Origin of the sequence: Vibrio nereis NBRC 15637, assembly GCF_001591105.1 — a bacterium.
Taxonomy (GTDB): domain Bacteria; phylum Pseudomonadota; class Gammaproteobacteria; order Enterobacterales; family Vibrionaceae; genus Vibrio; species Vibrio nereis.
In genome coordinates this window covers 131,781-155,435 of sequence record NZ_BCUD01000005.1, presented here as the reverse complement: position 1 = coordinate 155,435, position 23,655 = coordinate 131,781, and the positions used below count along the sequence as shown (strand labels likewise).

The following is a 23,655-nucleotide window of genomic DNA, read 5'->3' as shown; positions in this document are numbered from 1 at the left end:
AAGTGGAACTCTACGATTCTGAAGAACAACAAGTAGAAGCGATCAAAGATTGGTGGAAAGAAAACGGTAAAGCGATCATTTTTGGTGCGGTTATCGGTTTAGGTGGCCTATTTGGTTGGCGTTATTACCAAGATTCTGTCACTGCTGCGCAAGAAGCAGCCTCTGAGAGCTACACTCAGGCAGTGCAAGAGTTGGCCGCAAAAGGGGCCGACGCTGAAGGTAGTGTGCAAAGCTTTATTGATGAAAACAGCGATACTCAATATGCCGTACTTGCTGCGCTTCAATTAGCAAAAGTACAAGTCGAAGCTGGTAGCTTTGATGAAGCGTTAGCTCAGCTAGAGTGGGCAAAAACTTCAACCTCTGACCAAGCACTTTTGGCGGTTATCCACTACCGCTTAGCGCGCGTTAAAGCTGAACAAAGCGATTTCGATGGTGCTCTGGCAGAACTGACCAACATCAGTGACGAAAGCTGGGCAGGCCGTGTTGCAGAGCTTCGTGGTGATGTATTGCTTCGTAAAGGTGACTCTCAAGGCGCTTACGCAGCATACACAGAAGCGCAACAATCTGGTGATGCAAGCCAAACGCTGAAAATGAAGTTGGATGACCTAGCCAAATAAGGGTGCAAAGCATGAAGGGAATGCTGAAAAAAGCCCTGTCAGTGGCGATATTTGCAGGAATACTGGCAGGCTGTGCAAGTGAAGAAGATACCGTCATCATGGCACCCGTTCCAAATATCGATAGTGAGTTTACTCCAAAGAAAATTTGGAACGCATCGATTGGTAGTGGCGTTGAACATTACTACTCTAAACTTTCTCCTGCGTATGCTTATGGCAAAGTTTTTGTCGCGAGCAGAGATGGCTTGGTTAAAGCCCTAGACCCTGAAACTGGCAAAATGTTGTGGGAACAAGACGTCGAAGGCGATGTTCCAGCTCGCTTGTCTGGCGGTATTACGGCGGGCTATAGCCAAATCTTCATGGGCAGTGAAAACGGTCAAGTTTTGGCGCTCAACGAAGAAACTGGTGAGCTAAACTGGCGTGTCGATGTGGACGGTGAGGTTCTGGCTGCGCCTGCGACAGATAGTAACCTAGTTATCGTGAACACGAACAAAGGTACGCTGCTGGCTCTAAATCAAGAAGATGGTAGCCAGAAGTGGGCGATTAGCACTGAAGTTCCAAATCTGACTTTACGCGGTAGCAGTGCTCCTGTTGCTCTGTCCGGTGGTGTGTTCTGGGGAACGGCAAACGGTCGTTTGGCGGCTGCAATTGCCGAGCGTGGTCAGTTAATCTGGCAACAGCCAATCGGTTCCCCGCAAGGTGCGACTGAAATCGATCGACTTGTGGACGTGGATGCGTCTCCGTTGGTTCTTGGCGGCGCTCTGTACACGATTGGTTTTAATGGCCAACTGACCGCGATTGACTTGCGTTCAGGCAAGCCAGTGTGGAAGCGTAACCACTCATCAGCGACCGATTTAGCAAGCGATGGTAGTCGTATATTTGTCGTGACAGACAAAGATCACCTTATGGCATTTGATGCACGCAGTGGCACGGAGCTGTGGTCAAATGACAAACTAGAGCACCGATTATTGACTGCTCCAAAAGTGATCGAAGGTTATGTTGTTGTCGGTGATAGCGAAGGTTACCTTTACTGGGTCGATCGTAGTAGTGGCGAATTTGTCTCAACACAAGAAGTCGACAGCAGCGGCTTTGCCGTTCCACCATTAGTTGTGCCGGGTGGTTACGTCTTAACGACTCGTGATGGTGATGTAAAGAAACTGACGATTAACGATTAATCGTGTGATACAATTCACATTCGGCTCCTAGCTGGTGATTCAGTTGGGAGCCGTTTTATTGATATAAGCATAAGTTAAAACTGTAGTTATAGGTAAACACTGGTCAGCCGACAAGTCATTACCTATAACTACATAAGTAAGAATATTGTAGAGGTTGTTATGGTACCTGTTGTTGCTCTGGTAGGGCGTCCAAACGTTGGCAAATCAACGTTATTTAACCGATTGACTCGCACTCGTGACGCTTTGGTTGCGGACTTCCCTGGCTTAACTCGTGACCGTAAATATGGTCAAGCTAAGCTTGGAGAGCACGAGTTCATTGTTATCGATACCGGCGGTATTGACGGCACAGAAGAAGGCGTAGAAACCAAGATGGCAGAGCAATCGCTAGCTGCGATTGATGAAGCTGATGTGGTGTTATTTATGGTTGACGGCCGTGCTGGTCTAACACCATCAGATATCGCGATTTCAAATCACCTACGTAAAGTTGAAAAGCCGTCCATGCTGGTTGTTAACAAAGTTGACGGTATTGATGCGGACGCGGCATCGGCGGATTTCTGGCAGTTGGGCGTTGAAAACATGTACCAGATTGCCGCTGCTCATGGCCGTGGTGTTGGCGCTCTGATTGACCGTGCTCTAAACCCATTCGCAGAAAAAATGGTTGAAGAAGCACAAGGTGAAATCGAAGATCTTACTGACTTTATCGACGAAGAAGAGAAGCTAGATTACACAGAAGAAGAGGCGGAAGCCGAGTTCAAGCGTCTTCAAGACCAGCCGATCAAACTTGCCATCATCGGTCGTCCAAATGTGGGTAAATCAACGCTGACCAACCGTATTTTAGGTGAAGAGCGTGTGGTAGTTTACGATATGCCGGGCACGACGCGTGACTCTATCTATATTCCGATGGAACGTGATGGTCGCGAGTACGTATTGATTGATACTGCGGGTGTTCGTCGTCGTAAACGCATCAATGAAACTGTCGAGAAGTTCTCAGTAGTTAAAACGTTGAAAGCGATCGAAGACGCGAACGTTGTTCTTGTGGTTATCGATGCGCGTGAAAACATTTCCGATCAAGACTTGAGCCTATTAGGCTTTGCGCTAAACGCAGGTCGCTCGATTGTTATCGCAGTGAACAAGTGGGATGGTTTGGATACAGACGTGAAAGAACACGTGAAAAAAGAGCTGGATCGTCGTCTAGGTTTCGTCGATTTCGCTCGTATTCACTTTATTTCTGCACTGCACGGTACAGGTGTTGGTCACTTATTCGAATCGGTTCAAGAAGCGTACAAGTCTGCGACAACACGTGTGGGTACCTCTGTTCTGACTCGTATTATGAAGATGGCGACAGAAGATCACCAGCCGCCGTTGATTCGTGGTCGTCGTGTGAAATTGAAGTATGCGCACGCGGGTGGTTACAACCCACCAATCGTGGTTATTCACGGCAACCAAGTAAATGAGCTACCAGATTCGTACAAGCGCTATCTGATGAACTACTACCGTAAATCTCTGGAAATCATGGGCACACCAATCCGTATCAACTTCCAGAGCAGTGATAACCCGTTTGAAAACAAAACGAACAAGATGACTCTCTCTCAAGAGCGTAAACGCAAACGCTTGATGGGTATGATGAAAAATCGCAAAAAATAAATAATGAGTTAATGTTTAAAGCGCCTTAGAATTCTAAAGGCGCTTTTTTTATGCTGGAAGGAAACAATGCAAGTCACACCCACTATTACACGTTTTTGCCATAACACTTGGCAACTCGACTCAAAGGTGCTTTTGAGTATACAGACTCCACAACAGACTTTTGTTGTGACAAAAGAGACTCCTTTTCACCCTGTTAGTCATATCTGGCCGGACCATCCTGCCGATCGCGGCCTGTTAGATGCGCACACAGTGACAGATTGCCAAGTAGGGGCTGTAGAGTTGGAAAATGGAAAGCTATTTATTGGTGAGGAAATTCCCGTAAAGCGCGACACCCCAGGATGGGCATTCGTGGTGGTCCATTGTTTAGAAGGTTCTGAACACGATATTCAGCCGGGGCAAATGGTTGAGCTAAAAGTGGATAAAGCCTATCAGGATGCACTGAGTCGAGGTCACAGCGCAGGCCATATCGCGTATTTAGCATTGAATAAAGTATTGAATGAAAACGGCTATTGGCGCAAAGATGCCGACCGTAAAGATCCTCATGGTCATTACGATTTTAACAGTTACGCGCAGGTTACGAGCTTTGTCACTCCTGATGAGTGTCACGATACTTATCGTTTAGGGAAGACGCTGCGTAAAAGAGGCCTTAACAGCGCAGATGTGTTAGCTAACCTAGCGAGCTTACAGAATCTGGTCAATCAGCAAGTGGTTTCTTGGTTAGAGTTGGGCTCAGAGATATCGATGGACTGCCATGGTGAGTTTTTGACGGACTCTCGTTACTGGAAATGCGATTTCCAAGAAGGGGAGGTTGCGGTGATTCCGTGTGGTGGTACTCATACTCAAAGTTTGGATGAGTTCGAGACAATACAGGTGCAATTGCGTCAGCTTGATGAGCAAAACATTGAAATGCTGACGCAAGTAAAGCCTAAATAAGTGCTTTAAAATGCCCGCAACATGCGGGCATTTTTACACGTGTCACTTACCACATTCCAAGTAGTTTCCACCATGCGCCGCCGATAAAGAAGAACACCGGAATCACGATAAGTGAGAACACAAAGCCAATCTTCCACCAGCTTTGTAGGCTGTGGAAGCCCGCACCAAACAGGATTGGAGCCGGCCCTGAAGAGTAGTGCGTGGTAGACATATAAAGGTTACTGAACATACCCAGAACAATGGCGGCCAGCATAGGGGGAGCACCCGCTGCAATCGCAATGGCTAAGAAGGCCGAATACATGGCGCTGATGTGTGCCATCGCACTCGCCATCATATAGTGGCTGTAGTAATAAACCAGTAGCAAGATAGCCATCGTGGTCAGCCAACCATAACCTGACAGTGAGCTACCAATCATGTCTCCAAACCAGCCAATAAAGCCCAACTTATTGAGTTGAGCGGCCATCATCACCAGTACCGCAAACCATGTGATGGTATGCCATGCTTCTTTTTCTTGCAGCACTGCATCCCAAGTAATGGTGCGAGTAAACAGTAAGAAGACCAAGCCTAACAATGCGGTTACTGTAGAATGAATACCGAGTGTTGGCCCCAGAACCCACAGGCTGACCATGCCAATAAAGGTAATGCACACCATCCACTCATCGCGGGTCATAGCCCCCATTTCAGCGAGCTTTTGTCGCGCGATAAGGCGCATTTCTGGCGTTTTCTTTAATTCCGGTGGGAAAACCAAGTACATCACCAGTGGAATTAAGAGCAAACACACCACCCCAGGTACAATGGCGGCGAGTGCCCAAGCGCCCCAAGTTATCTCAACTCCTTGCTCTTTGGCAAAGTTGGCCGCTAAAGGGTTGCCAGCCATCGAGGTTAAAAACATCGCACAGGTAATGGCATTACATTGGAAAATACACTGAACCAAGAAAGCGCCAATTTTGTTTTCTGTCCCTTTTTCTGGATCCGAGTCGTAAGCATTGGCGACCGAGCGAAATAGTGGCGAGATGATGCCTCCGCAGCGTGCTGTTGTACTTGGTGTCGCTGGGGCAAACAGGAGATCCGTCAACACAAGACCGTACGCCAACCCCAATGAACTGTTACCGAGCTTAGAAATAAACCAGTAACCGACGCGACGACCGAAGCCTGTGCTAATGAAACCACGGGAAATAAAAAACGCGGCAGCGATCATCCAAATCGTTGGATGGGCAAAGCCCGTCAGTGCGGTTCTAATTGGCAGTACATCCAGTAATGTTGCGGCAGTCAGGCCCATTAGAGCCATTGCGCCGAGTGGTAAGGGAGCGATGATCAAACTGAGGACCGTGACGACAAAGATAGTCATCATGTGCCACGCTTGTTCTGTCAGTCCGTCTGGGATCGGGCTGAACCAGAGTAGCACCCCGATAATTGCTAGTGAAAGCAATCGTATATTGGTTGAAGTCAGCATAGAAACCTCCTTAAGATTTCCTACTAACTTAGTGATTAAGCAGTGTATAAACCTGTGTTAAATCAACAAAAAAACCGCTTGTAACAAGTTTGATAAAACAATCAAAAGACAACCGCATTGGCGGTGAAAAAGTCATGAGATAAGCATTATTGAAATAATAAAAATCATAAACGTCATGAGTGGGATCTTTTTCAATTTCGCGGTGCTCTACACTGATCTCATATCAATAAATTCGTATGCTAAGGGCATGGTTCATCTACTTGCCTAATCTATGGCTACGCGTAAATTTCCTCACTCTTTTACTATGCATCTAACCTTGCTGTTATGTGGTGCATTGACGTTAAGCTCTATCGGTTGGTGGATGGTCAGTACCCAAAGACTGAACCAAGTGCTCTCAGATCAAGTGGCTTTGCGTGCTCAAGTGCAATCCATGCAACTTGCCAAATTACCAAGCTTACTCGCGGCGGTAGAAATGAAAGATCATACAAAGGTCAGCAGCATTATCGATGTTCTACAAAATGTGACCGATGCAGACTTTATTACCGTTAGTGACAGCAACGGCATTCGTTTAGCGCATCCCGTAGAAGAGAGGATCGGCTTGCCCGTTGTTGGTGGGGATATAGAGCGAGCGTTAACAACGGGCGAGTCTTATTTATCTCATAGTGTTGGCTCTCTTGGGCCCTCGGTACGCTATATTTCTCCTCTGCTTAATCAAAGTGATGACATTATCGGCATGATAAAAGTCGGTTATTTGAATCAATCTATAGCGGTCGTCAATGAAGAAACCCTGTCTCCTTTAATCATTTTCGCCGTCCTTACCTTTACGCTGTCTGTTGTTGTCGCTTGGCGTTTTTCAGAATACGTTGGGGATAAAATGCAACATTTGGAACCTTGGCAGTTAAGTCAAGCACTCAAAACCAATCAAGGAGTTTTACAAGCGGCACATGAGGGTATTTTGGCGATCAACGGCAAGAATAATGTTTATCTAATCAACGATTCTGCGCGATGGCTACTGGGGATAAAAAAGCAGGTAGCGACCCACCAGCCGTTGTCTGAACTGACCGCTGAAGAAGTGGCATTTTGTCTAACTGGCGAAGATTTTATCGATAAGTTAGTAAGAGTGAATGGAAGAAATCTAGTGATTACCCGCGTAACGTTACGTGATCAAGATGAGGAGACATCCGGTGCTGTGTTCAGTTTACGTACCCAACAAGAGCTTCAACTGCTGTCGAACAAGATCAGTCAAGTCAGCCATTATTTGGAGTCGTTGAGGGTGACTCGTCACGAATATCAGAACAAGCTGTCTACGTTAGCCGGGCTTTTACAACTTGGTCATGTAGAGCAAGCACTGCACTTAGCGCTCTCGCAATCAAAAACCAATCAAGCCAGCGTGGATAGCGTCAAACAGCTTCAATCTCTCCCGCTTATCTCCGGGCTAATTTTGGCCAATGTCGGAAAAGCGGCAGAAAAGGACGTGGACGTTAATTTGGACGAACTTGATGGTTGGAGCGAGCTACCGACACACTTAGACGAAGAGTTGTTAAGTTCACTGCTTGGTAACTTAATGAGCAACGGTATTGAGGCGGTAAGTGATACACCGACAGGAACAGTACGAATTACCATGTATGAAACGAGCACGGAGCACGTATTAGCCGTATCTAATAATGGTCCTATGATTCATGTCAGCCTAGAAGTGTTGTGCCAACTTGGTTATACGACGAAAGATAATTTTCAAGATCATGGTATTGGGCTGCACTTAGTGCAAACTATTGTGGAAGAAGCCGGAGGGCATATGGAGTTAGATAGCGACGCTGACGAAACGCTCTTTACGGTTTATTTTCCAAGGAGGCAAGATGTTTAATGTGTTGATTGTCGAAGACGACAAAGATATTGCCGCTTTACATGCGCACTTTATTCAGCAAGATGAGCGCTTTCAGGTTTTGGGGACAGCCGTTAATCTCGCTAGAGCAAGAGAAGTGATTTCGGTTGTTCAGGTTGATTTGCTGATTGTCGATAATTACCTTCCTGATGGGTTAGGTGTCGAATTTGTTAGGGAGCTGCTTTCACTGCCAAAGCGTTCCGAATGCATCCTTGTGACAGCTGCCAATGACGTTGATACAGTGCAAAAAGCGCTCCGCTATGGTGCTTTAGATTACCTAGTTAAACCGTTGGATTATAGTCGATTAAAAGACAGCCTTAACAAGTTTTGTCTGATTCAGCAGACTCTTAAAGAAAGGAAAAGTCTGGCTCAGGGCGTTGTCGACTCGTTGTTTCATCGCTCTCATCAGTCAAAAAGGTCTGCTTGTACCGATGAGTACACGTTAAAACAAGTTATCGAGCAGTTTCATAATGCAAATATCGATAAAACGGTGAGTGAGGTAGCAGAGTCTTTTGGTATGAGTAAAAGCACTGCCCGGCGTTATCTTGATAAAGCGGTAGAAAATGGAGATTTGATTGCATTTTTAGAGCATGGGAAAGTAGGAAGACCTACGCGAATTTATCGGCGTCCACAGCCAAACTAAACGGAAGCATTAAACAAATACGCTTTGTTACCCCGTATGTATTACCGTCATCAAATCGAAATACACACGCATGTAAGTTTTCCATTCCTCCGAGTGATCTTTTTATTAAAAACCAAAAAGCAGCTTTAACAAAGCTAATTTAAGATTATTATCCCTTTATAAATTCAAATACAGTATATGTAACTTATGCTTTCGGTGTGTGGTTATATAAATGTTCTTTTAGGGGCAGATCGCTGATCAAAGTGGCTTTTACCGATGATCGAACAAAGATCATTTGGAAGAATAGAAAATCTGGCCGGATAGGAGGACTAAAAGGACTATGATGAAGATCATAGCGGGTACTACCAAGAGAGTTTATTTTAGGTTTAGCTAATTTAGTCAGTAAGAGAGTTCAACAGCATGAACGAGAATAAGTGCCCAAATTGTCAAAGCGAATTAGTTTGGAGAGGACAATATCATTGTGAACCATGTTCGGTTAACTTTAAAAAAGTAGGGTATTGTCCTGATTGCGATGCGGAGTTAGAGAAGCTGCAAGCGTGTGGTGCGGCGAATTACTTCTGTAATACGTGTAATGAATTAAAGTCGAAATCACGCGTTCGTTTTGAATTTCAAAAACTTGAAGATTAAATGACGGTGGAATGGATTTCGCCATCGGATAAGCGGGTGACCAGAGTGTCACCCGTTTTAGTATCACTCGCTCTGGTGATCACTTTGCCCGACTCGCTTTGTGTGATGGAGTAACCGCGTTTTAAGGTGGCTAGCGGGCTTACGGTATCAAGCTTTTCTGCTGCTAACGCGAGTTGGTGCCTAGTACTGAGCAGCTTTCTGTCCATTGCATCAAGCAGTTTTTGTTCTAAATACTGTAAAGACGACTTTTGTTGGTTGAGTCGTTTTACTGGCGAGTGCAATTGAAGTTTGTACTGCTGGCGCTCGACTTTCTGAAGGCGTGAAGCAATAAACTGATCCATCGAACGTTGCAAACGCAGTTGTAGATCATCGAGTTGCTGGCTTTGGCGCTGTAGTTGATGGCTAGGGTGCTGCCTTTCCAAACGATGAGCCAACGAGGTGCATAGCTTAGCTTGCTGGCTGATATAATAACGCATTGCGTCCATCAGCTTTTGCTGTCTTGCAACAAACGCTTGCTCTTTATGGCTATTATCTCGGCTGACCAGTTCTGCTGCTGCGGAAGGTGTCGGGGCACGCATATCCGCAACAAAATCCGCGATGGTGACATCTATCTCGTGGCCTACGGCGCTAATGATAGGAATCTGGCTTGCTGCTATGGTGCGAGCCACAATCTCATTGTTAAAGCACCAAAGATCTTCCAATGAGCCTCCACCGCGACCGACGATTAACACATCACACTCGTCACGGCTATTGGCACGGCCGATAGCTTGCGCGATTTCAATCGCTGCCGAATCACCTTGAACCGTAGTTGGGTAGATCACGACAGGAAGAGACGGATCACGACGTTTCAGTACATCCAGAATATCGTGCAGTGCTGCCCCGGTTTTGGAGGTGACGACCCCAACACGTTTAGGGTGCTCAGGCAATGATAGCTTACTGGTTTGGGCGAATAAGCCTTCAGCCGCCAGCTTCATCTTCAGTTCTTCAAACTCTTGTTGTAGACGACCATCGCCTTCTGGCTGCATGTCTTCGATGATTAATTGGTAGTCACCACGAGGCTCATAAAGAGAGAGACGTGCTTTAACGAGAACTTGATTGCCGTTAGCAGGTTTAAAAGTGACGCGACGATTATTACCACGGAACATGGCACATTTAACTTGAGCGCGAGAATCTTTAAGAGTGAGGTACCAATGACCAGAGACAGGAGCTGAGAAGTTGGAAATTTCGCCAATCAACCAAACGATGCCCATTTCATTTTCAAGCAACAGACGGACTTCTGCATTAAGACGTGAAACGGTGAAGATATTTTGGTTGGTCTGAGATGGCACAGCTAATCTCGCGGACATAGGTATGGAAATTAGCGGCAATATAATACATATCAAGGGGGTAAATGCAAGAAAAAAATTGAAAAAACTTGTAGTCAAGAGATTGTGTTAACCGTATAATCCCTCCGCAATATCTAATCCAAATGTAGCTTGTTAATCAAAACTCGCTGCCCTCATTATGCGAAACGATGAGACTTTGGATTGTTCTTTTTACTCCTCTAATTGTGAGATATTGCAAATGCTAAGAATTGCCAAAGAAGCGCTGACATTCGATGACGTACTACTTGTGCCAGCACACTCCACCGTTCTCCCAAACACAGCTGATCTTCGCACTCAGCTGACGAAAAATATCACTCTGAATATTCCAATGATTTCTGCGTCGATGGACACTGTGACGGAAGCCCGTCTTGCTATCGCTCTAGCGCAGGAAGGTGGCATTGGCTTTATCCACAAAAATATGTCTATTGAGCAGCAAGCAGCAGAAGTTCGTAAAGTTAAGAAGTTCGAAGCTGGTGTTGTTTCAGACCCTGTAACTGTAAACCCAGAAGCAACCATCGCTGACGTTGTTGCCCTGACTGAGAAGCACGGCTTTGCGGGTTTCCCTGTCGTCACTGAGCACAACGAGCTAGTGGGCATTATTACTGGTCGTGACGTTCGTTTTGTTACTGATCTTTCTAAGAAAGTATCAGTAGTAATGACGCCGAAAGAGCGTCTGGCTTCTGTTAAAGAAGGCGCGACTCTGGAAGAAGTTCAGGAAAAAATGCACGAAGCACGTGTGGAAAAAGTATTGGTTGTGAACGATGAGTTCAAACTTACCGGTATGATCACTGCGAAAGACTTCCAAAAAGCGGAACGTAAGCCAAATGCATGTAAAGATGGCCGTGGTCGTCTACGTGTTGGTGCAGCAGTGGGTGCTGGTGCGGGCAACGAAGAACGTGTTGCAGCTCTAGTTGAAGCGGGCGTTGATGTACTGCTTATCGATTCTTCACACGGTCACTCTGAAGGTGTGCTGACTCGTATCCGCGAAACGCGCGAAGCTTACCCGGATCTAGACATCATTGGTGGTAACGTGGCAACAGGTGCTGGCGCGAAAGCCCTTATCGAAGCTGGCGTAAGCGCAGTGAAAGTAGGTATCGGCCCAGGTTCTATCTGTACAACTCGTATCGTAACTGGCGTTGGTGTTCCACAAATCACAGCAATCGCAGACGCGGCTGAAGTAGCGAATGAATTCGGTATTCCTGTTATCGCTGATGGCGGTATCCGTTTCTCAGGTGATATCTGTAAAGCAATCGTAGCGGGCGCATCATGTGTGATGGTTGGTTCTATGTTTGCGGGTACAGAAGAAGCACCGGGTGAAGTGATTCTTTACAACGGCCGTTCTTACAAGTCTTACCGTGGCATGGGCTCTCTGGGCGCAATGTCTCAAGGCTCTTCTGACCGTTACTTCCAGTCTGATAACGCTGCAGACAAGCTTGTACCAGAAGGCATCGAAGGTCGTATCGCATACAAAGGCCGCCTAAAAGAGATCGTGCACCAACAAATGGGTGGTCTACGTTCAAGCATGGGTCTTACTGGTAGCGCAACTGTTGAAGCTATGCGAACTAAAGCTGAATTCGTACGTATCTCTGGCGCTGGTATGCAAGAATCTCACGTGCACGACGTTCAAATCACTAAGGAAGCACCAAACTACCGCTTGGGTAACTAATTACCTGGCGTAAACGTTTGCTTTTTCCTTGAAGCATTAAGAAGAGGCGAGTACACTCGCCTCGGTTTTAATCACTTAGCCTTAAAAAGACTGCTCAAAATGACTAAAAATATCCATGACCAACGTATTCTGATCTTGGACTTCGGTTCTCAGTACACTCAATTAGTAGCTCGTCGCGTACGTGAAATCGGCGTTTACTGTGAACTATGGAGCTGGGATGTAGAAGAAGCGGATATTCGCGAATTCAACCCAGATGGCATCATCTTATCTGGTGGTCCAGAAAGCGTAACGGAAGAAAATTCCCCTCGCGCACCTCAATATGTATTCGACTCAGGTGTTCCTGTTTTTGGTGTATGTTACGGCATGCAGACCATGGCAGAGCAGCTAGGTGGCAAAGTAGCGGGCTCTAACGAACGTGAGTTCGGCTACGCTCAGGTTAAAGTTTCTGGCGAATGTGCACTATTTAAAGATCTTGAAGCGACTCAAGATGTTTGGATGAGTCACGGTGATAAAGTAGTAGAAATTCCGGCTGATTTCGAAAAAGTGGGTGAGACAGAGACTTGCCCTTACGCTGCGATGGCGAACGAAGAGAAGAAATACTACGGCGTTCAATTCCACCCAGAAGTAACGCACACCAAACAAGGTCTACAAATGCTAGAGAACTTTGTTCTTGGCGTATGTGGTTGTGAGCGTCTATGGACATCGGAATCTATCATCGAAGATGCTGTTGCTCGTATTAAAGAGCAAGTGGGTGACGACGAAGTTATCCTGGGTCTATCTGGTGGTGTAGATTCATCTGTAGTCGCAATGCTGGTTCACCGCGCGATCGGCGACAAGCTAACGTGTGTATTTGTTGATAACGGTCTGCTTCGCCTGAACGAAGGTCAGCAAGTAATGGATATGTTTGGCGACAAGTTTGGCCTAAACATCATTAAAGTTGACGCAGAAGATCGTTTTCTTGAAGCACTGAAAGGTAAGTCTGATCCAGAGGAAAAGCGTAAGACTATCGGCCACGTGTTTGTAGACGTATTCGATGAAGAATCGAAGAAACTCGCAAACGCAAAATGGTTAGCGCAAGGCACTATCTACCCAGATGTTATCGAATCGGCAGCATCTAAGACGGGTAAAGCTCACGTGATCAAATCACACCACAATGTGGGCGGTCTGCCAGAAGATATGGAAATGGGTCTAGTTGAACCACTACGTGAGTTATTTAAAGATGAAGTGCGTAAGATCGGTCTAGAGCTAGGTCTTCCTTACAACATGCTTTACCGCCACCCATTCCCAGGTCCAGGTCTAGGTGTTCGTGTTCTTGGTGAGATCAAGAAAGAATACTGTGACTTGCTACGTCGTGCAGACGCTATCTTCATTGAAGAGCTTCACGCTGCTGACTTATACAATAAAGTGTCTCAAGCGTTCACGGTATTCCTACCAGTTCGTTCTGTAGGTGTAATGGGTGACGGTCGTAAGTACGACTGGGTTGTATCACTGCGCGCAGTTGAAACCATCGACTTTATGACAGCGCATTGGGCACATCTACCATACGACTTCCTAGGTAAAGTATCTAACCGCATTATCAATGAAGTTGACGGCATTTCACGTGTTGTTTACGACATTTCTGGTAAGCCACCAGCGACAATCGAGTGGGAATAATTTTCCGACCGGAAAGGTCTGGTACTAACAAGCACTAAATAATACTTAAGCCCTAAATGCCAGTCAGTTAAGCTGACTGGCATTTTTCTATTCTCACTTTTTCTTGATTAGACCGTTTTACTGGCTGGAATTTAGAGCTGCTCGTTTACTACGCAATGTGTTTTTTTATTGAGAAAGCGCAAAGCATTTGTAGTTGCTAGTTATCTTATAACATAAATAACAGGTTATGCGAGGTGGGGAAGAGATAATGACTTTGCTATCATTATAAAATAGTAAATAAAATGAACCAAATACAAAAAATGAAACAAACGCAACAAATGAACCAAATGCAATATGATGATGAGATCGATTTGTTTGAACTCTTTGAAATCCTATGGAGTGGCAAATGGATAATAAGCGCCTTTGTCGTCGTGGTATTACTTATGGGGTTTGGTTATACAAAAGTCGTAAAACCTAAATATAAAGTCTCGGTTCGCTACGAATTAAACCTCTACTCTGTAAGAGATCAACAGTTTTGTGCTGGTGATGCGAGTGTTCTCGAATGTTTTGATAGCACAGGTGAAAAGCGTTTAAAAGCTTTTTTAGGTGCTGGATGGAGCAAGGAAAAAAAGCGTGCTGAGTTTTCATTTATTACTCAAGAACCATCAAATGTCGATTATTACTTAGATGAGTTTCAGGGCCATAATCAGGCTATTACAAATGAAATGCTTAATGAGGCTAACGCTGAGCTTTTACTTATACAAACTGAGATAGATGATGCCTTAATAAGCACAGAGCGAGTCGCTACAAATACGTTGAATGCGAAGAGAATCATTAATTCTATTAATAATGGGGAATTAGCCGTATCGTTCAGCACTCCATCTATTACAAAGTCTTCTCCTAAGGTGACATTAATACTCGTGCTTTCACTTGTTCTAGGTGGGATGTTAGGAGTGGCCTTTATACTTGTTCGTGATGCTATTTTAAAGTACAAAAAACGTATGACTGATTCCTAAAGCATTGGTAATGCCGTTTTTCTTTGAGAGCGGGTAGGTTAAAGTTGAAGAGTATTTATCAAAAATGTCATTTAGACCAGCTTTCGGGCTGGTTTTTTGTTGTTTTTGTATATGTATTTGAGGAAAATGATCCTTAACTTTTGACTCAAGGTAACAATTTCTTTGCTACACAATGTGTAAGAGTATTTATTTGTTACGTTTGTCTCGAAGAACACATCCTGTTTCCTCGGTGTTTTCTCTATATGATCCACTATATGTCTGGTTTTTCATTTATAGAGTATTTACCTGATACGGAGACTAGACATGTTTGCTTTCAAGCATCTTCCTCTCGCCATTGGTTGTATTTTGGCGTCTCATGCTCACGCGAGTATGAATATTCAACCCGACCCGCAAAACCCTACGGGGTACGTGATTGCTCGTAGTGATATTCAGGCCGCAGAGCAAAGTAAAACGTTAGATCCCATGTATTCGACTTGGGCTAAGGCGTTGGAAACTCGCTCAAATACCATCGTTGAGGCGATTGTTCCTGGAGCGGCCAGTAACCCTGAAAACGTGAAACGTGTGGAACGCGTCTTCCCTGAAAGTGAATGGAATTTTCTGACTCAAATGGCAGCGCCAGAATATACCTACACGCGTTTTCTTCGAGCGATTGGCAAGTTTCCTGCATTCTGTGGTGAATACACCGATGGACGAGATTCTGATGCCATATGTAAAAAGTCTATCGTAACGGCGTTTGCTCATTTTGCTCAGGAAACGGGTGGCCATATTTCTACGGATAACTATTGGGACAACCCTCAGGGGTTAGAAGAATGGCAACAAGCGTTGGTTCATGTGCGTGAGATGGGCTGGTCAGAAGGGCAAGAAGGTTACACGACTGGTTGTGGCCAAAACGACTGGCAAAACAAACGTTGGCCTTGTGAGCCTGGTCAAGGGTATTTTGGGCGCGGCGCTAAGCAGCTTTCTTACCACTTTAACTACGGTGCGTTCTCCGAAGTAATGTTTGATGGTGATGCGACCGTATTGCTTAAAAACCCTGGCTTAGTGGCCGACTCTTGGTTGAATTTAGCATCAGCCATTTGGTTCTTCTTAACTCCGCAAGCGCCTAAACCTGCCATGCTGCATGTGATTGATCGTACGTGGACACCGTCTCAACGTGAGCTGGATGCTGGCATTGGTTACGGTTTTGGCACCACCATTAACGTCATCAATGGTGGTATTGAGTGTGGTGCGCAGAACAAAGATAAGGGTCAGCCCGTTAACCGTATTCGCTACTGGGAAGGCTTAGCTGCACACTATCAGATCCCAATTGAGGCGGATGAGAAAAATACCTGTTGGCAGCAAACGCCATACGGCAGTTTAAACCTCAATGGCGCAACAGACGTGCTTTATACGAATTGGGATGGCAACTGGAAGTATTACCCAGATCGCCCTGGCAATTACTCTTTCGAGTGTGAACTCGTTGGTTTCCAAACGGCATATTCTGCGCTCGTGCCGGGTGACTATGAGAAGTGTGTGACAAACTTCTACGAATCGCACGCGAACTGGCCAGAAGTTCGAATCGTAGACAAACTGGATCCGGTGGACCCTGGTGAGCCGACTATTCCGCCTGTTGACGGTACGGCAAATTGGGACGCGAATAAAGTCTATACCAGTGGTGATCGCGTGTCTTACCAAGGTGTTGTTTATGAGGCGAAATGGTGGTCTCAAGGCGATGAGCCGAGCAAAGGCGGACCTTGGAAAGTGGTATCTGGTACGCCAACAGAGCCACCAGTCACAGAACCACCTGTTACTGAGCCTCCTGTAACAGAACCCCCAGTGACGGAGCCGCCAGTAACAGAGCCAGAACCGCCAGTGACAGGTGACTTTATTCAATGGGAACCAGGAGTGACTCAGATTGCTAACGGTGAAAAGGTGGCTTATAACGGTAAGTGTTTTGTTGCTAAAAACGGCCCAGGTGTTTGGGAAACCCCTACCCAAAGCAATTGGTTCTGGGACGAGATCACTTGTCAATAACGGCGTAGTGCTCTAATTCATTGTAAAGGCCCTACTTTTTTAGTGGGGTCTTTTTATTTTTATTTTCATTCATTTATGGAATCTAAGTTTCCAGTAACGCCTTTTCTCTTTTGTGATCTACTCGATTAAACTCCGCGCGTAATTTTTATTAACTTTTTTTAAAGGTGTGCAAAATGTCAACGAAATTGGCAAACCCTGCTCCATTAGGTTTGATGGGCTTTGGTATGACTACAATTCTGCTCAATATTCACAATGCAGGGTTCTTCCCAATTGACTCTATGATCTTAGCAATGGGGATCTTCTACGGTGGTCTTAGCCAAGTGCTTGTTGGCATGATGTGTTTCAAGCGTGGTGACACGTTTGGTACAACGGCATTTACCTCTTACGGCTTGTTTTGGCTAACACTTGTTGGCTTGATCGTTATGCCTTACATGGGTCTACCTGCAAGCCCAGCTAACTTTATGGGTTGGTACCTAGCGCTTTGGGGGATCTTCACAGGGTTTATGTTTATTGGTTCTCTATGCTACCCAGTAGCGAAGCAAGTCGTATTTGGTTCATTGACGATTCTGTTCTTCCTATTGGCGGCTCGTGACTTTACTGGTAGTGAGCTGATTGGCACTATTGCAGGTTTCGAAGGTATCTTCTGTGGCGCAAGTGCTATCTACTTTGCTATGGCTCAAGTACTAAACAATGAGTACGGACGTGTCGTACTGCCTGTTGGTGAGAAGAAAGCAGCAGCATCAAAAACTCAAGAAATTGCAGCTTAAAACGTTGAATTTTTTACAGGAGGCTGGCCTTGCGCCAGCCTTTTTTGCGCCTGCTACCTTATAAAAAGAGTGGTTAACCAACGGATGAGTACGCATTGTTTTAATGATGGTGTAGAGCAGAATAGTCATTGAGAGAAACTTTGCTAACCGTTGTCATTTAGCGGTTATTCCTCACAATAGTATTGGCTTAGCTTCAGGGTATTGGATCTGTCGAGCTTCCGGTTTTCAAGAGCGCACAAGCCGGACCGTCGCCTTTGAGGTTGGGCTGCAAAACTCTGGTTTAGCGGCCGCGTTAGCGATGAAGTTTTTTACCCCATCAGCGGCGGTCGCCAGCACGATTTTCTCTATATGGTATAATTTATCAGGTTCACTATTAGCGAGTTATTGGGCGAAACGTTCAAGTGCTGAGAAACTTCCTGAGCCAGATGCACTCCGCATTGATTAAAATGAAAAGGGTCAGCACATGCTGACCCTTTCATTGTTTAGATCCAAAGTAAACTTAAGTCGATGGTTGCTCAACCGGTTTAGTGTCTGCTTCAGCAGTTGGCTCTTTACCTGTTTTACGACGGTATTTATCTTCCCAGTAGTCTGCACCTTTGATGCCTAGTTTAACTGGGTTGAAAGTGTACTCTTCAATGCCTTGTTTTTGCTGTTCTTCATAGTCAGTGAGTGCTTTAAGTGCTGGTTTCGAAATGAAGAAGATAATTAGAATACCAACAATGTTCAGCCAAGCCATTAGGCCTACACCCACATCACCCAACGCCCAAGCTAGATTCGCGGTTTTTACTGTACCGTAGAAAACAACAGCGATAAGCGCCACTTTTAGCAGAAACATAACGCCGTTGACTTTAATCGTACGACGGATGTAAGCCACGTTCGTTTCTGCAATGTAGTAGTAAGCAAGAATGGTGGTGAATGCGAAGAAGAATAGCGCGATAGCGATAAATGGTTTACCGATACCTGGCAAAGTGCTCTCGATCGCCATTTGAGTGAATACCGGGCCATTTGCTGCTATTTCTGCCGAAATGTTTTGTACTAAGAAACCTTCCGCACCGTGAACGTTGTATGCACCCGTGATGATGATCATAAATGCGGTTGCAGAACACACTAGCAGTGTATCAATGTAGATTGAGAACGACTGGACCAGACCTTGCTGCGCAGGGTGTTCAACGTTTGCCGCTGCTGCTGCGTGAGGGCCAGTACCTTGACCTGCTTCGTTGGAATAAACACCGCGTTTTACACCCCAACCGATGGCAGCACCAACACCCGCCATTGGTGAAAATGCATCACCAACAATCATCGCGAACACGCGTGGCACTTCGCCGATGTTTAGCAGGATGATAACGAAAGCAGTGATGATGTAAGCCAGAGCCATGAAAGGAACAACGATCTGCGTGAAGCTTGCGATACGTTTCACGCCACCAAAGATGATAAAGGCTAAAATGACAGAGATAATTGTACCAGTAAGAATCTTAGCGAAGCTGAATGTACCCAGTGCTGTTTCTATCATTGCGCCAGGGCCAAATGCAGCTTCTACTGCGTTACCGATACTGTTTGACTGTACGCCTGGAAGTAGGAAACCACACGCGAAGATAGTCGCGATGGCAAAGATCCATGCATACCATTTTTGACCCATCGCTTTTTCAATGTAGTAAGCTGGGCCGCCACGGAATTCACCGTTGTCTTCCTCTTTATAAAGCTGAGCCAGCGTAGACTCTGTGTATGCTGTTGCTGCACCAAAAAACGCAACAACCCACATCCAGAATACTGCGCCTGGGCCACCAAAGCCGATAGCAGCAGCAACACCAGCGATGTTACCAGTACCCACACGGCCTGAAAGTGAAACGGCTAGAGCCTGGAAAGAAGAGATACCTTTTGAAGAGCTTTTCCCCGAAAGTAGCAGACGCCACATCTCTGTAAAGTGACGAACTTGAACGAATCTCGTCATGATTGAGTAGAACAAACCAGCGCCTAGGCAAAGATAAATCAGTACCGGGCTCCATATGATTCCATTCAGAAAATCAACTATTGACTGCATAAGTATTTTCCCTGTTGTGTTTGTAGTGATTGTTTTCTGAACAGGATATTAACCCATTTGTAACTTGCTTGTTAATGAATTTGTGCTTTTTGATCTATTTGCGTGATGTTAGGCACGGAATGCTAGCGAGATGTTAATTTATGGAGTTATTGAGGGAGAAGAGAGAGAAATGCTTGGGGATTCAATAGAAATAAATGAATAGATGGCGCACTTATACAAGTGCGCTATCTAGAATTGTGCGTTTTTTATACTGAATTAGTTAGCAACTTTAGCAATTGCTACTATTCCAGTGTCGCAATTAGTTGCCGTAGCGTAGTGAGCTAAGCTCGCGATACTCGTTGCTCTTAGCTGTTACGATCTCAGTCAAGATCTCGGCTGAACCACACGCCATCGTCCAACCCAAGGTGCCGTGACCTGTGTTGGTATATAGGTTTGAAATTGGCGTTTCACCGATAATCGGAGTGCCGTCTGGCGTCATTGGGCGGAAGCCTGTCCAGTAGTCGGCTTTCGATAAATCAACACCGTCTGGGAACAAGTTACTTACTACGTGGTTCAACGTTGCCAAGCGTTTATCAGGCAGTGCTGAGTCAAAACCAGCTAGCTCTGCGGTACCAGCCACACGAATGCGCTGGTCGAAACGAGTCACCGCGACTTTGTACGTTTCATCCATGATCGTTGATTGAGGAGCGCACGCCTCGTTGATCACAGGTAGCGTCAATGAGTAGCCTTTAACCGGATAAACAGGAACATCGATACCGATAGAATCCAATAGGTGCTTAGAGTAGCTACCCAGTGCAACAACAAAAGTATCACCTTCGATCAGGCCTTTGTCAGTATCGACGGCAATGATACGACCATTTTGCTGCTTAAGGCTGTTGATCTGTGTGTCAAACATGAATTCAACACCCGCTTCTTCAGCGAGTTGTTGAAGGTGCTGACAGAATAGGTAACAGTCACCCGTTTGGTCGTCTGGTAAGTGTAAGCCACCTACTAGGTTACCTTGAATGTTGGCCAGGCCAGGCTCTTGAACTAAGCACTGTTTTGCATCCATCAATTCAAAACGGGTACCGCTTTCTTCAAGCAACGCCATGTCTTTTTCAACGGCTTTTAATTGCTTTTCATCACGGAAAATTTGTAGTGTGCCTTTACTGCGGCCTTGGTAGTGAAGGTTATGCTCTTTGTTTAATTGAGCTAAACACTCTCGGCTACGGTTGGCAATAGTTAGCATACGTGCCTTGTTGATACGGTATTTATCAAGTTGGCAGTTAAGTAGCATCTTCGTTGCCCAGCTCATTAGCTCAGGGCTTAAAGAAGGCTTAATTTTTAGTGGCGCGTGTTCTTCCATCAACCATTTGATGGCTTTCGTTGGGACACCAGGTGCTGCCCACGGTGAAGAATACCCATACGAAATTTGTCCAGCGTTTGCAAAACTGGTTTCTTCCGCTGCACGAGACTGGCGATCAACAACAGTTACGTCACATCCAGCTTGACGTAAATACCAAGCGCTGGTTAAACCAACAACACCGCTACCAAGAATGACTACTTTCACAACAAACTCCACAAATTTGAATTTTGCCAATAATGATAGATTTACATATGGTTAACAATAGATAAAAATTAATATCACCATTTAGAAAAACTAAAAGCATTATGAAGTCTGCACTATTGCACGGTATCAACTTGATTTGTATTGTCTCTCGCCACCAAAGTCTTACTAGTGCTGCGAAAGAGCTGAATTTGACCACGGGCGCTGTGAGCCAGCAGTTGCAAGCTATTGAAGAGCGGTTAGGTTTTAGTGTGTTTGAAAGACACGCTCGCGGGATTCGCTTAACAGAACAAGGGCAAAAGCTGGTTGATGCAGTCAATCATCATCTTGCCGCGATAGAAGAAAACGTCTATCAGTTAACTCGCGTCTCGGAAAATAAAGAAATTCGTTTGAAATTAACACCTTCTCTGGCTTTTAAGTGGTTAGTACCAAGACTAGAAAACTTCCAAAAGCAGTACCCAGACATTCAAATACACACGTTTGCTGAAGGTGCGCTGGTGGACAGTGATAACCGAAATTTCGATGTTGCTATCGACTATGGTCCAATCCCTTACAAGCGCGCAGAAGCGGAGTTACTTATGGAGGAGTCGCTATTGCCAGTGATGAGCCCGAGTTATTTCGCTCAGTTCCCTGATATTGCAGAGAACAACAATACCTGGAAGAAAACCACGTTACTGCATGACGCTATGCCGTGGCATGGGGCGCCGAAAGATTATGAATGGCTGTATTGGGCGTCACAGAACGAAATTGATTTTGATACAAACCAAGGGCACTTTTTTAACCGTACAGATATGGCGATGTCGGCGGCTGAAGCAGGGGTAGGGATTGCTCTGGCAAGAATGGCATTGCTCGGGGATGAATTATCTCAGCAGCGGTTAGTGGCACCGTTAGAGCCAATAAAAGCCAACGCTGGCTATTTTATTATCACTCACGTTGATAATCCGCATACGCGATTATTTAAAGGTTGGCTGAGAGAGCAAGCATTAACAAACCACTAGCTTACAAAAGCAAATCAGCCCACATTGGTGGGCTGATTTTTAAATTCAATTTATGCGGCGCTGGGAAATTGCTGCAAAAACGCGTCTTTGCGAGCATGGAATCGTTCTACCAGATCGTCTACCGCATTTTGGTCATAAGGTTTTAAGCCACTAGCAACCATGCGTTTCGTACCTTTACCTACTACTTGGCCTGCTTCTTTAAATTCGAAGTTCATGGTAACGACGCCACGTTTTCCTTCTACATCGAAGTTTGCGCCTGAGAATTCCACTTCAGGGTGAGTAAGGTCGAGGCGAGAAAACTCCACTTCCATGCTTTCGTAAATAACTAATGGGCGCTGGCAGTTGATCATCATTTGCTGCTCTTCCATCAGAGGAACCATGATGTGTGGGAAGTTCATGCCAGAAAACTGCACATAGTTGGTCACAACGTGCTCAATAAAGGCCGGGTCATAGCTTACGTCGCCTTCACGTGACATATGCAGATACTCTTTGCCGTTCGCATCCACAACCGCGCTTTCTTTGTCGCATTTGTTCGTCACTGACAGCGCAATTCCATCATTCACCATTCCAGAGAAATCAAAGCGCATTTTTTTGCTGATGCCTTCTTTGCTTAATAGAACAGCAAAAAGCAGATCACCAGGAACACAAAAGCGTTTGTTGTCTTCATCATGGATAGGGTTGTAGTCACCGGCAACCTTTTTAGCAAAGTAGCTTGCTTGTTGGCGAGTAAACTGGAATTGGTTGTTGTCTTGCGAGAAATACGGTGTCAGAAACATATTTATTATCACGTAGCTAAAACTGCGCCGAAGTATACATTAAGCTTACGAGTTAAATGGTCTATCCAGATGATTAAATGAAAATCCCATTCATTGACGCTTAAATTGCCTGTTTAAATCTGCGTTAGCCACTCACTCATTGCGATTTCATCAGCTCGATATTGATTGGCAAAGTGTTCAATGAGCCCCGCCAAGTGAGCGCCATTGTCACACATGGTATTCGCGACTAAGTCTTCCGAAACGTTGATGGCTCCGCCTTGTGGGCTAGCAGCGGTTGCAAGCAGTACTGGAATAATGAATTTATCGCTACTGGCAGGGTGATGCTCTTTATAAGCACGAGCTTGGTCGTAAACCTCAGTGAGGGCTTCTTCAGCGTAACTTTCGCTATTTTGAGCGATCTTCAAAACAAAAATGAGGCCTCGGTAGAGAATAACGGCTTCACTGTGGAGGTTATCTGATGGGGGCGGCGCATTGAGTATAATGCTGCCCGAAAGGTGGGGAAGTTCACTTAACTTATCTTTTAATAAGGCGATCGTATTTTCCCACTCAGCTTTCGCTCTTTGTCCAAACTGTTGCAAAAAGCGGGCGAGTTCGAGTGGATGATTGTCTAAATTCAACTGGCAAAAGTCATACAGAGAAGAGGAGAAGTGGGTTTGGCTCATAGTTTCAATGTTGGGTTCATTCCTTGCCGCGCAGTATAAAGAGGTGCGGGGAAGATAGCGAATACCAGCAGAGAAAGTGTGGGCGTAATCTATTCTGCGGTTTTATATCGGGTGTGGAATAAAGAGCATGGTGAAGTCAGCTAGATATTTTAGTGGTATGCCTCTAACTAAATGTGAGTTGACTATGGTAATGTCAGGCTATTAGAGTT

19 protein-coding genes are annotated in these 23,655 nt (G+C 45.4%); 13 read left to right on the top strand and 6 right to left on the bottom strand.

The window, feature by feature from the left end; translation table 11 throughout:
• The first annotated feature begins 2 nt into the window (after positions 1–2).
• From VNE01S_RS07555 to VNE01S_RS07540, 4 genes are all read left to right on the top strand, one after another.
• Positions 3–617 carry a YfgM family protein gene (locus tag VNE01S_RS07555; RefSeq protein WP_053395266.1) on the top strand — a complete coding sequence of 205 codons (615 nt, stop codon included), beginning with the start codon at positions 3–5 and terminating at the stop codon, positions 615–617.
• Positions 618–628: 11 nt separating this feature from the next.
• On the top strand, positions 629–1,789 hold the full coding sequence (gene bamB, locus VNE01S_RS07550; RefSeq protein ID WP_053395265.1) for an outer membrane protein assembly factor BamB: 1,161 nt from the start codon (positions 629–631) through the stop codon (positions 1,787–1,789).
• 159 nt (positions 1,790–1,948) lie between these two features.
• A complete protein-coding gene (der, locus tag VNE01S_RS07545; protein WP_053395264.1) occupies positions 1,949–3,433 on the top strand; it encodes a ribosome biogenesis GTPase Der in 1,485 nt (494 codons plus the stop codon).
• Between the two features lie 66 nt (positions 3,434–3,499).
• Positions 3,500–4,366 (top strand): metal-dependent hydrolase, encoded by an 867-nt coding sequence (locus tag VNE01S_RS07540; RefSeq protein ID WP_053395263.1) that lies wholly within the window; start codon positions 3,500–3,502, stop codon positions 4,364–4,366.
• 46 nt (positions 4,367–4,412) lie between these two features.
• Here VNE01S_RS07540 and VNE01S_RS07535 read toward each other — a convergent pair whose 3' ends face one another.
• A complete protein-coding gene (locus tag VNE01S_RS07535; protein WP_053395262.1) occupies positions 4,413–5,819 on the bottom strand; it encodes a DASS family sodium-coupled anion symporter in 1,407 nt (468 codons plus the stop codon).
• A 271-nt stretch (positions 5,820–6,090) separates the two neighbouring features.
• On the opposite strand from VNE01S_RS07535, the gene VNE01S_RS07530 reads away from it, so the two are divergent.
• The 3 genes from VNE01S_RS07530 (at position 6,091) to VNE01S_RS07520 (ending at position 8,968) form a co-directional block, all read left to right on the top strand.
• A complete protein-coding gene (locus VNE01S_RS07530) occupies positions 6,091–7,680 on the top strand; it encodes an ATP-binding protein (protein WP_053395261.1) in 1,590 nt (529 codons plus the stop codon).
• Entirely contained in the window at positions 7,673–8,341 is a 669-nt protein-coding gene (locus VNE01S_RS07525) for a response regulator (RefSeq protein ID WP_053395260.1), read from the top strand. The genes VNE01S_RS07530 and VNE01S_RS07525 overlap by 8 nt, the downstream gene beginning before the upstream one ends.
• Before the next feature lie 399 nt (positions 8,342–8,740).
• Positions 8,741–8,968: a zinc ribbon domain-containing protein gene (locus tag VNE01S_RS07520; protein WP_053395259.1), complete on the top strand. Its 228-nt coding sequence runs from the start codon at positions 8,741–8,743 to the stop codon at positions 8,966–8,968.
• Here VNE01S_RS07520 and xseA read toward each other — a convergent pair.
• Complete coding sequence (xseA, locus tag VNE01S_RS07515) at positions 8,965–10,296, bottom strand: exodeoxyribonuclease VII large subunit (protein ID WP_053395258.1); 1,332 nt, start codon at positions 10,294–10,296, stop codon at positions 8,965–8,967. The genes VNE01S_RS07520 and xseA overlap by 4 nt on opposite strands.
• Before the next feature lie 235 nt (positions 10,297–10,531).
• Between xseA and guaB the strand changes: the two genes are divergently transcribed.
• The 5 genes from guaB to VNE01S_RS07490 all read left to right on the top strand — a co-directional run bounded on the left by guaB (position 10,532) and on the right by VNE01S_RS07490 (position 17,426).
• Positions 10,532–11,998: an IMP dehydrogenase gene (guaB, locus tag VNE01S_RS07510; protein WP_053395257.1), complete on the top strand. Its 1,467-nt coding sequence runs from the start codon at positions 10,532–10,534 to the stop codon at positions 11,996–11,998.
• A gap of 99 nt (positions 11,999–12,097) precedes the next feature.
• On the top strand, positions 12,098–13,651 hold the full coding sequence (guaA, locus tag VNE01S_RS07505) for a glutamine-hydrolyzing GMP synthase (protein ID WP_053395256.1): 1,554 nt from the start codon (positions 12,098–12,100) through the stop codon (positions 13,649–13,651).
• Positions 13,652–13,932: 281 nt separating this feature from the next.
• Positions 13,933–14,646, top strand: coding sequence for a Wzz/FepE/Etk N-terminal domain-containing protein (locus tag VNE01S_RS07500; RefSeq protein WP_053395255.1), 714 nt, complete (start codon positions 13,933–13,935; stop codon positions 14,644–14,646).
• A 303-nt stretch (positions 14,647–14,949) separates the two neighbouring features.
• Positions 14,950–16,659, top strand: coding sequence for a chitinase (locus VNE01S_RS07495; protein ID WP_053395254.1), 1,710 nt, complete (start codon positions 14,950–14,952; stop codon positions 16,657–16,659).
• A gap of 173 nt (positions 16,660–16,832) precedes the next feature.
• Positions 16,833–17,426, top strand: a complete 594-nt coding sequence (locus tag VNE01S_RS07490; protein WP_053395253.1) for an acetate uptake transporter — start codon at positions 16,833–16,835, stop codon at positions 17,424–17,426.
• Positions 17,427–17,925: 499 nt separating this feature from the next.
• Here VNE01S_RS07490 and VNE01S_RS07485 read toward each other — a convergent pair whose 3' ends face one another.
• Positions 17,926–19,464, bottom strand: a complete 1,539-nt coding sequence (locus tag VNE01S_RS07485) for an alanine/glycine:cation symporter family protein (RefSeq protein WP_053395252.1) — start codon at positions 19,462–19,464, stop codon at positions 17,926–17,928.
• A gap of 298 nt (positions 19,465–19,762) precedes the next feature.
• Positions 19,763–21,013 (bottom strand): D-amino acid dehydrogenase, encoded by a 1,251-nt coding sequence (locus tag VNE01S_RS07480; RefSeq protein ID WP_053395251.1) that lies wholly within the window; start codon positions 21,011–21,013, stop codon positions 19,763–19,765.
• 101 nt (positions 21,014–21,114) lie between these two features.
• Here VNE01S_RS07480 and VNE01S_RS07475 point away from each other — a divergent pair, with 101 nt between their 5' ends.
• Positions 21,115–22,008, top strand: a complete 894-nt coding sequence (locus VNE01S_RS07475; protein ID WP_053395250.1) for a LysR substrate-binding domain-containing protein — start codon at positions 21,115–21,117, stop codon at positions 22,006–22,008.
• A gap of 50 nt (positions 22,009–22,058) precedes the next feature.
• Here VNE01S_RS07475 and VNE01S_RS07470 read toward each other — a convergent pair whose 3' ends face one another.
• Positions 22,059–22,784 carry a DUF3581 domain-containing protein gene (locus VNE01S_RS07470; protein ID WP_053395249.1) on the bottom strand — a complete coding sequence of 242 codons (726 nt, stop codon included), beginning with the start codon at positions 22,782–22,784 and terminating at the stop codon, positions 22,059–22,061.
• Between the two features lie 113 nt (positions 22,785–22,897).
• Entirely contained in the window at positions 22,898–23,446 is a 549-nt protein-coding gene (locus VNE01S_RS07465) for a hypothetical protein (protein ID WP_053395248.1), read from the bottom strand.
• Positions 23,447–23,655: the final 209 nt, after the last annotated feature.

Bases quoted from the DNA above. Each gene is read 5' to 3' on its own strand.
- bamB (WP_053395265.1), top strand. From the start codon at position 629: ATGAAGGGAATGCTGAAAAAAGCCCTGTCAGTGGCGATATTTGCAGGA.
- der (WP_053395264.1), top strand. From the start codon at position 1,949: ATGGTACCTGTTGTTGCTCTGGTAGGGCGTCCAAACGTTGGCAAATCA.
- VNE01S_RS07540 (WP_053395263.1), top strand. From the start codon at position 3,500: ATGCAAGTCACACCCACTATTACACGTTTTTGCCATAACACTTGGCAA.
- VNE01S_RS07535 (WP_053395262.1), bottom strand. From the start codon at position 5,819: ATGCTGACTTCAACCAATATACGATTGCTTTCACTAGCAATTATCGGG.
- VNE01S_RS07530 (WP_053395261.1), top strand. From the start codon at position 6,091: ATGGCTACGCGTAAATTTCCTCACTCTTTTACTATGCATCTAACCTTG.
- VNE01S_RS07525 (WP_053395260.1), top strand. From the start codon at position 7,673: ATGTTTAATGTGTTGATTGTCGAAGACGACAAAGATATTGCCGCTTTA.
- VNE01S_RS07520 (WP_053395259.1), top strand. From the start codon at position 8,741: ATGAACGAGAATAAGTGCCCAAATTGTCAAAGCGAATTAGTTTGGAGA.
- guaB (WP_053395257.1), top strand. From the start codon at position 10,532: ATGCTAAGAATTGCCAAAGAAGCGCTGACATTCGATGACGTACTACTT.
- guaA (WP_053395256.1), top strand. From the start codon at position 12,098: ATGACTAAAAATATCCATGACCAACGTATTCTGATCTTGGACTTCGGT.
- VNE01S_RS07500 (WP_053395255.1), top strand. From the start codon at position 13,933: ATGAACCAAATACAAAAAATGAAACAAACGCAACAAATGAACCAAATG.
- VNE01S_RS07495 (WP_053395254.1), top strand. From the start codon at position 14,950: ATGTTTGCTTTCAAGCATCTTCCTCTCGCCATTGGTTGTATTTTGGCG.
- VNE01S_RS07490 (WP_053395253.1), top strand. From the start codon at position 16,833: ATGTCAACGAAATTGGCAAACCCTGCTCCATTAGGTTTGATGGGCTTT.
- VNE01S_RS07485 (WP_053395252.1), bottom strand. From the start codon at position 19,464: ATGCAGTCAATAGTTGATTTTCTGAATGGAATCATATGGAGCCCGGTA.
- VNE01S_RS07475 (WP_053395250.1), top strand. From the start codon at position 21,115: ATGAAGTCTGCACTATTGCACGGTATCAACTTGATTTGTATTGTCTCT.
- VNE01S_RS07470 (WP_053395249.1), bottom strand. From the start codon at position 22,784: ATGTTTCTGACACCGTATTTCTCGCAAGACAACAACCAATTCCAGTTT.
- VNE01S_RS07465 (WP_053395248.1), bottom strand. From the start codon at position 23,446: ATGAGCCAAACCCACTTCTCCTCTTCTCTGTATGACTTTTGCCAGTTG.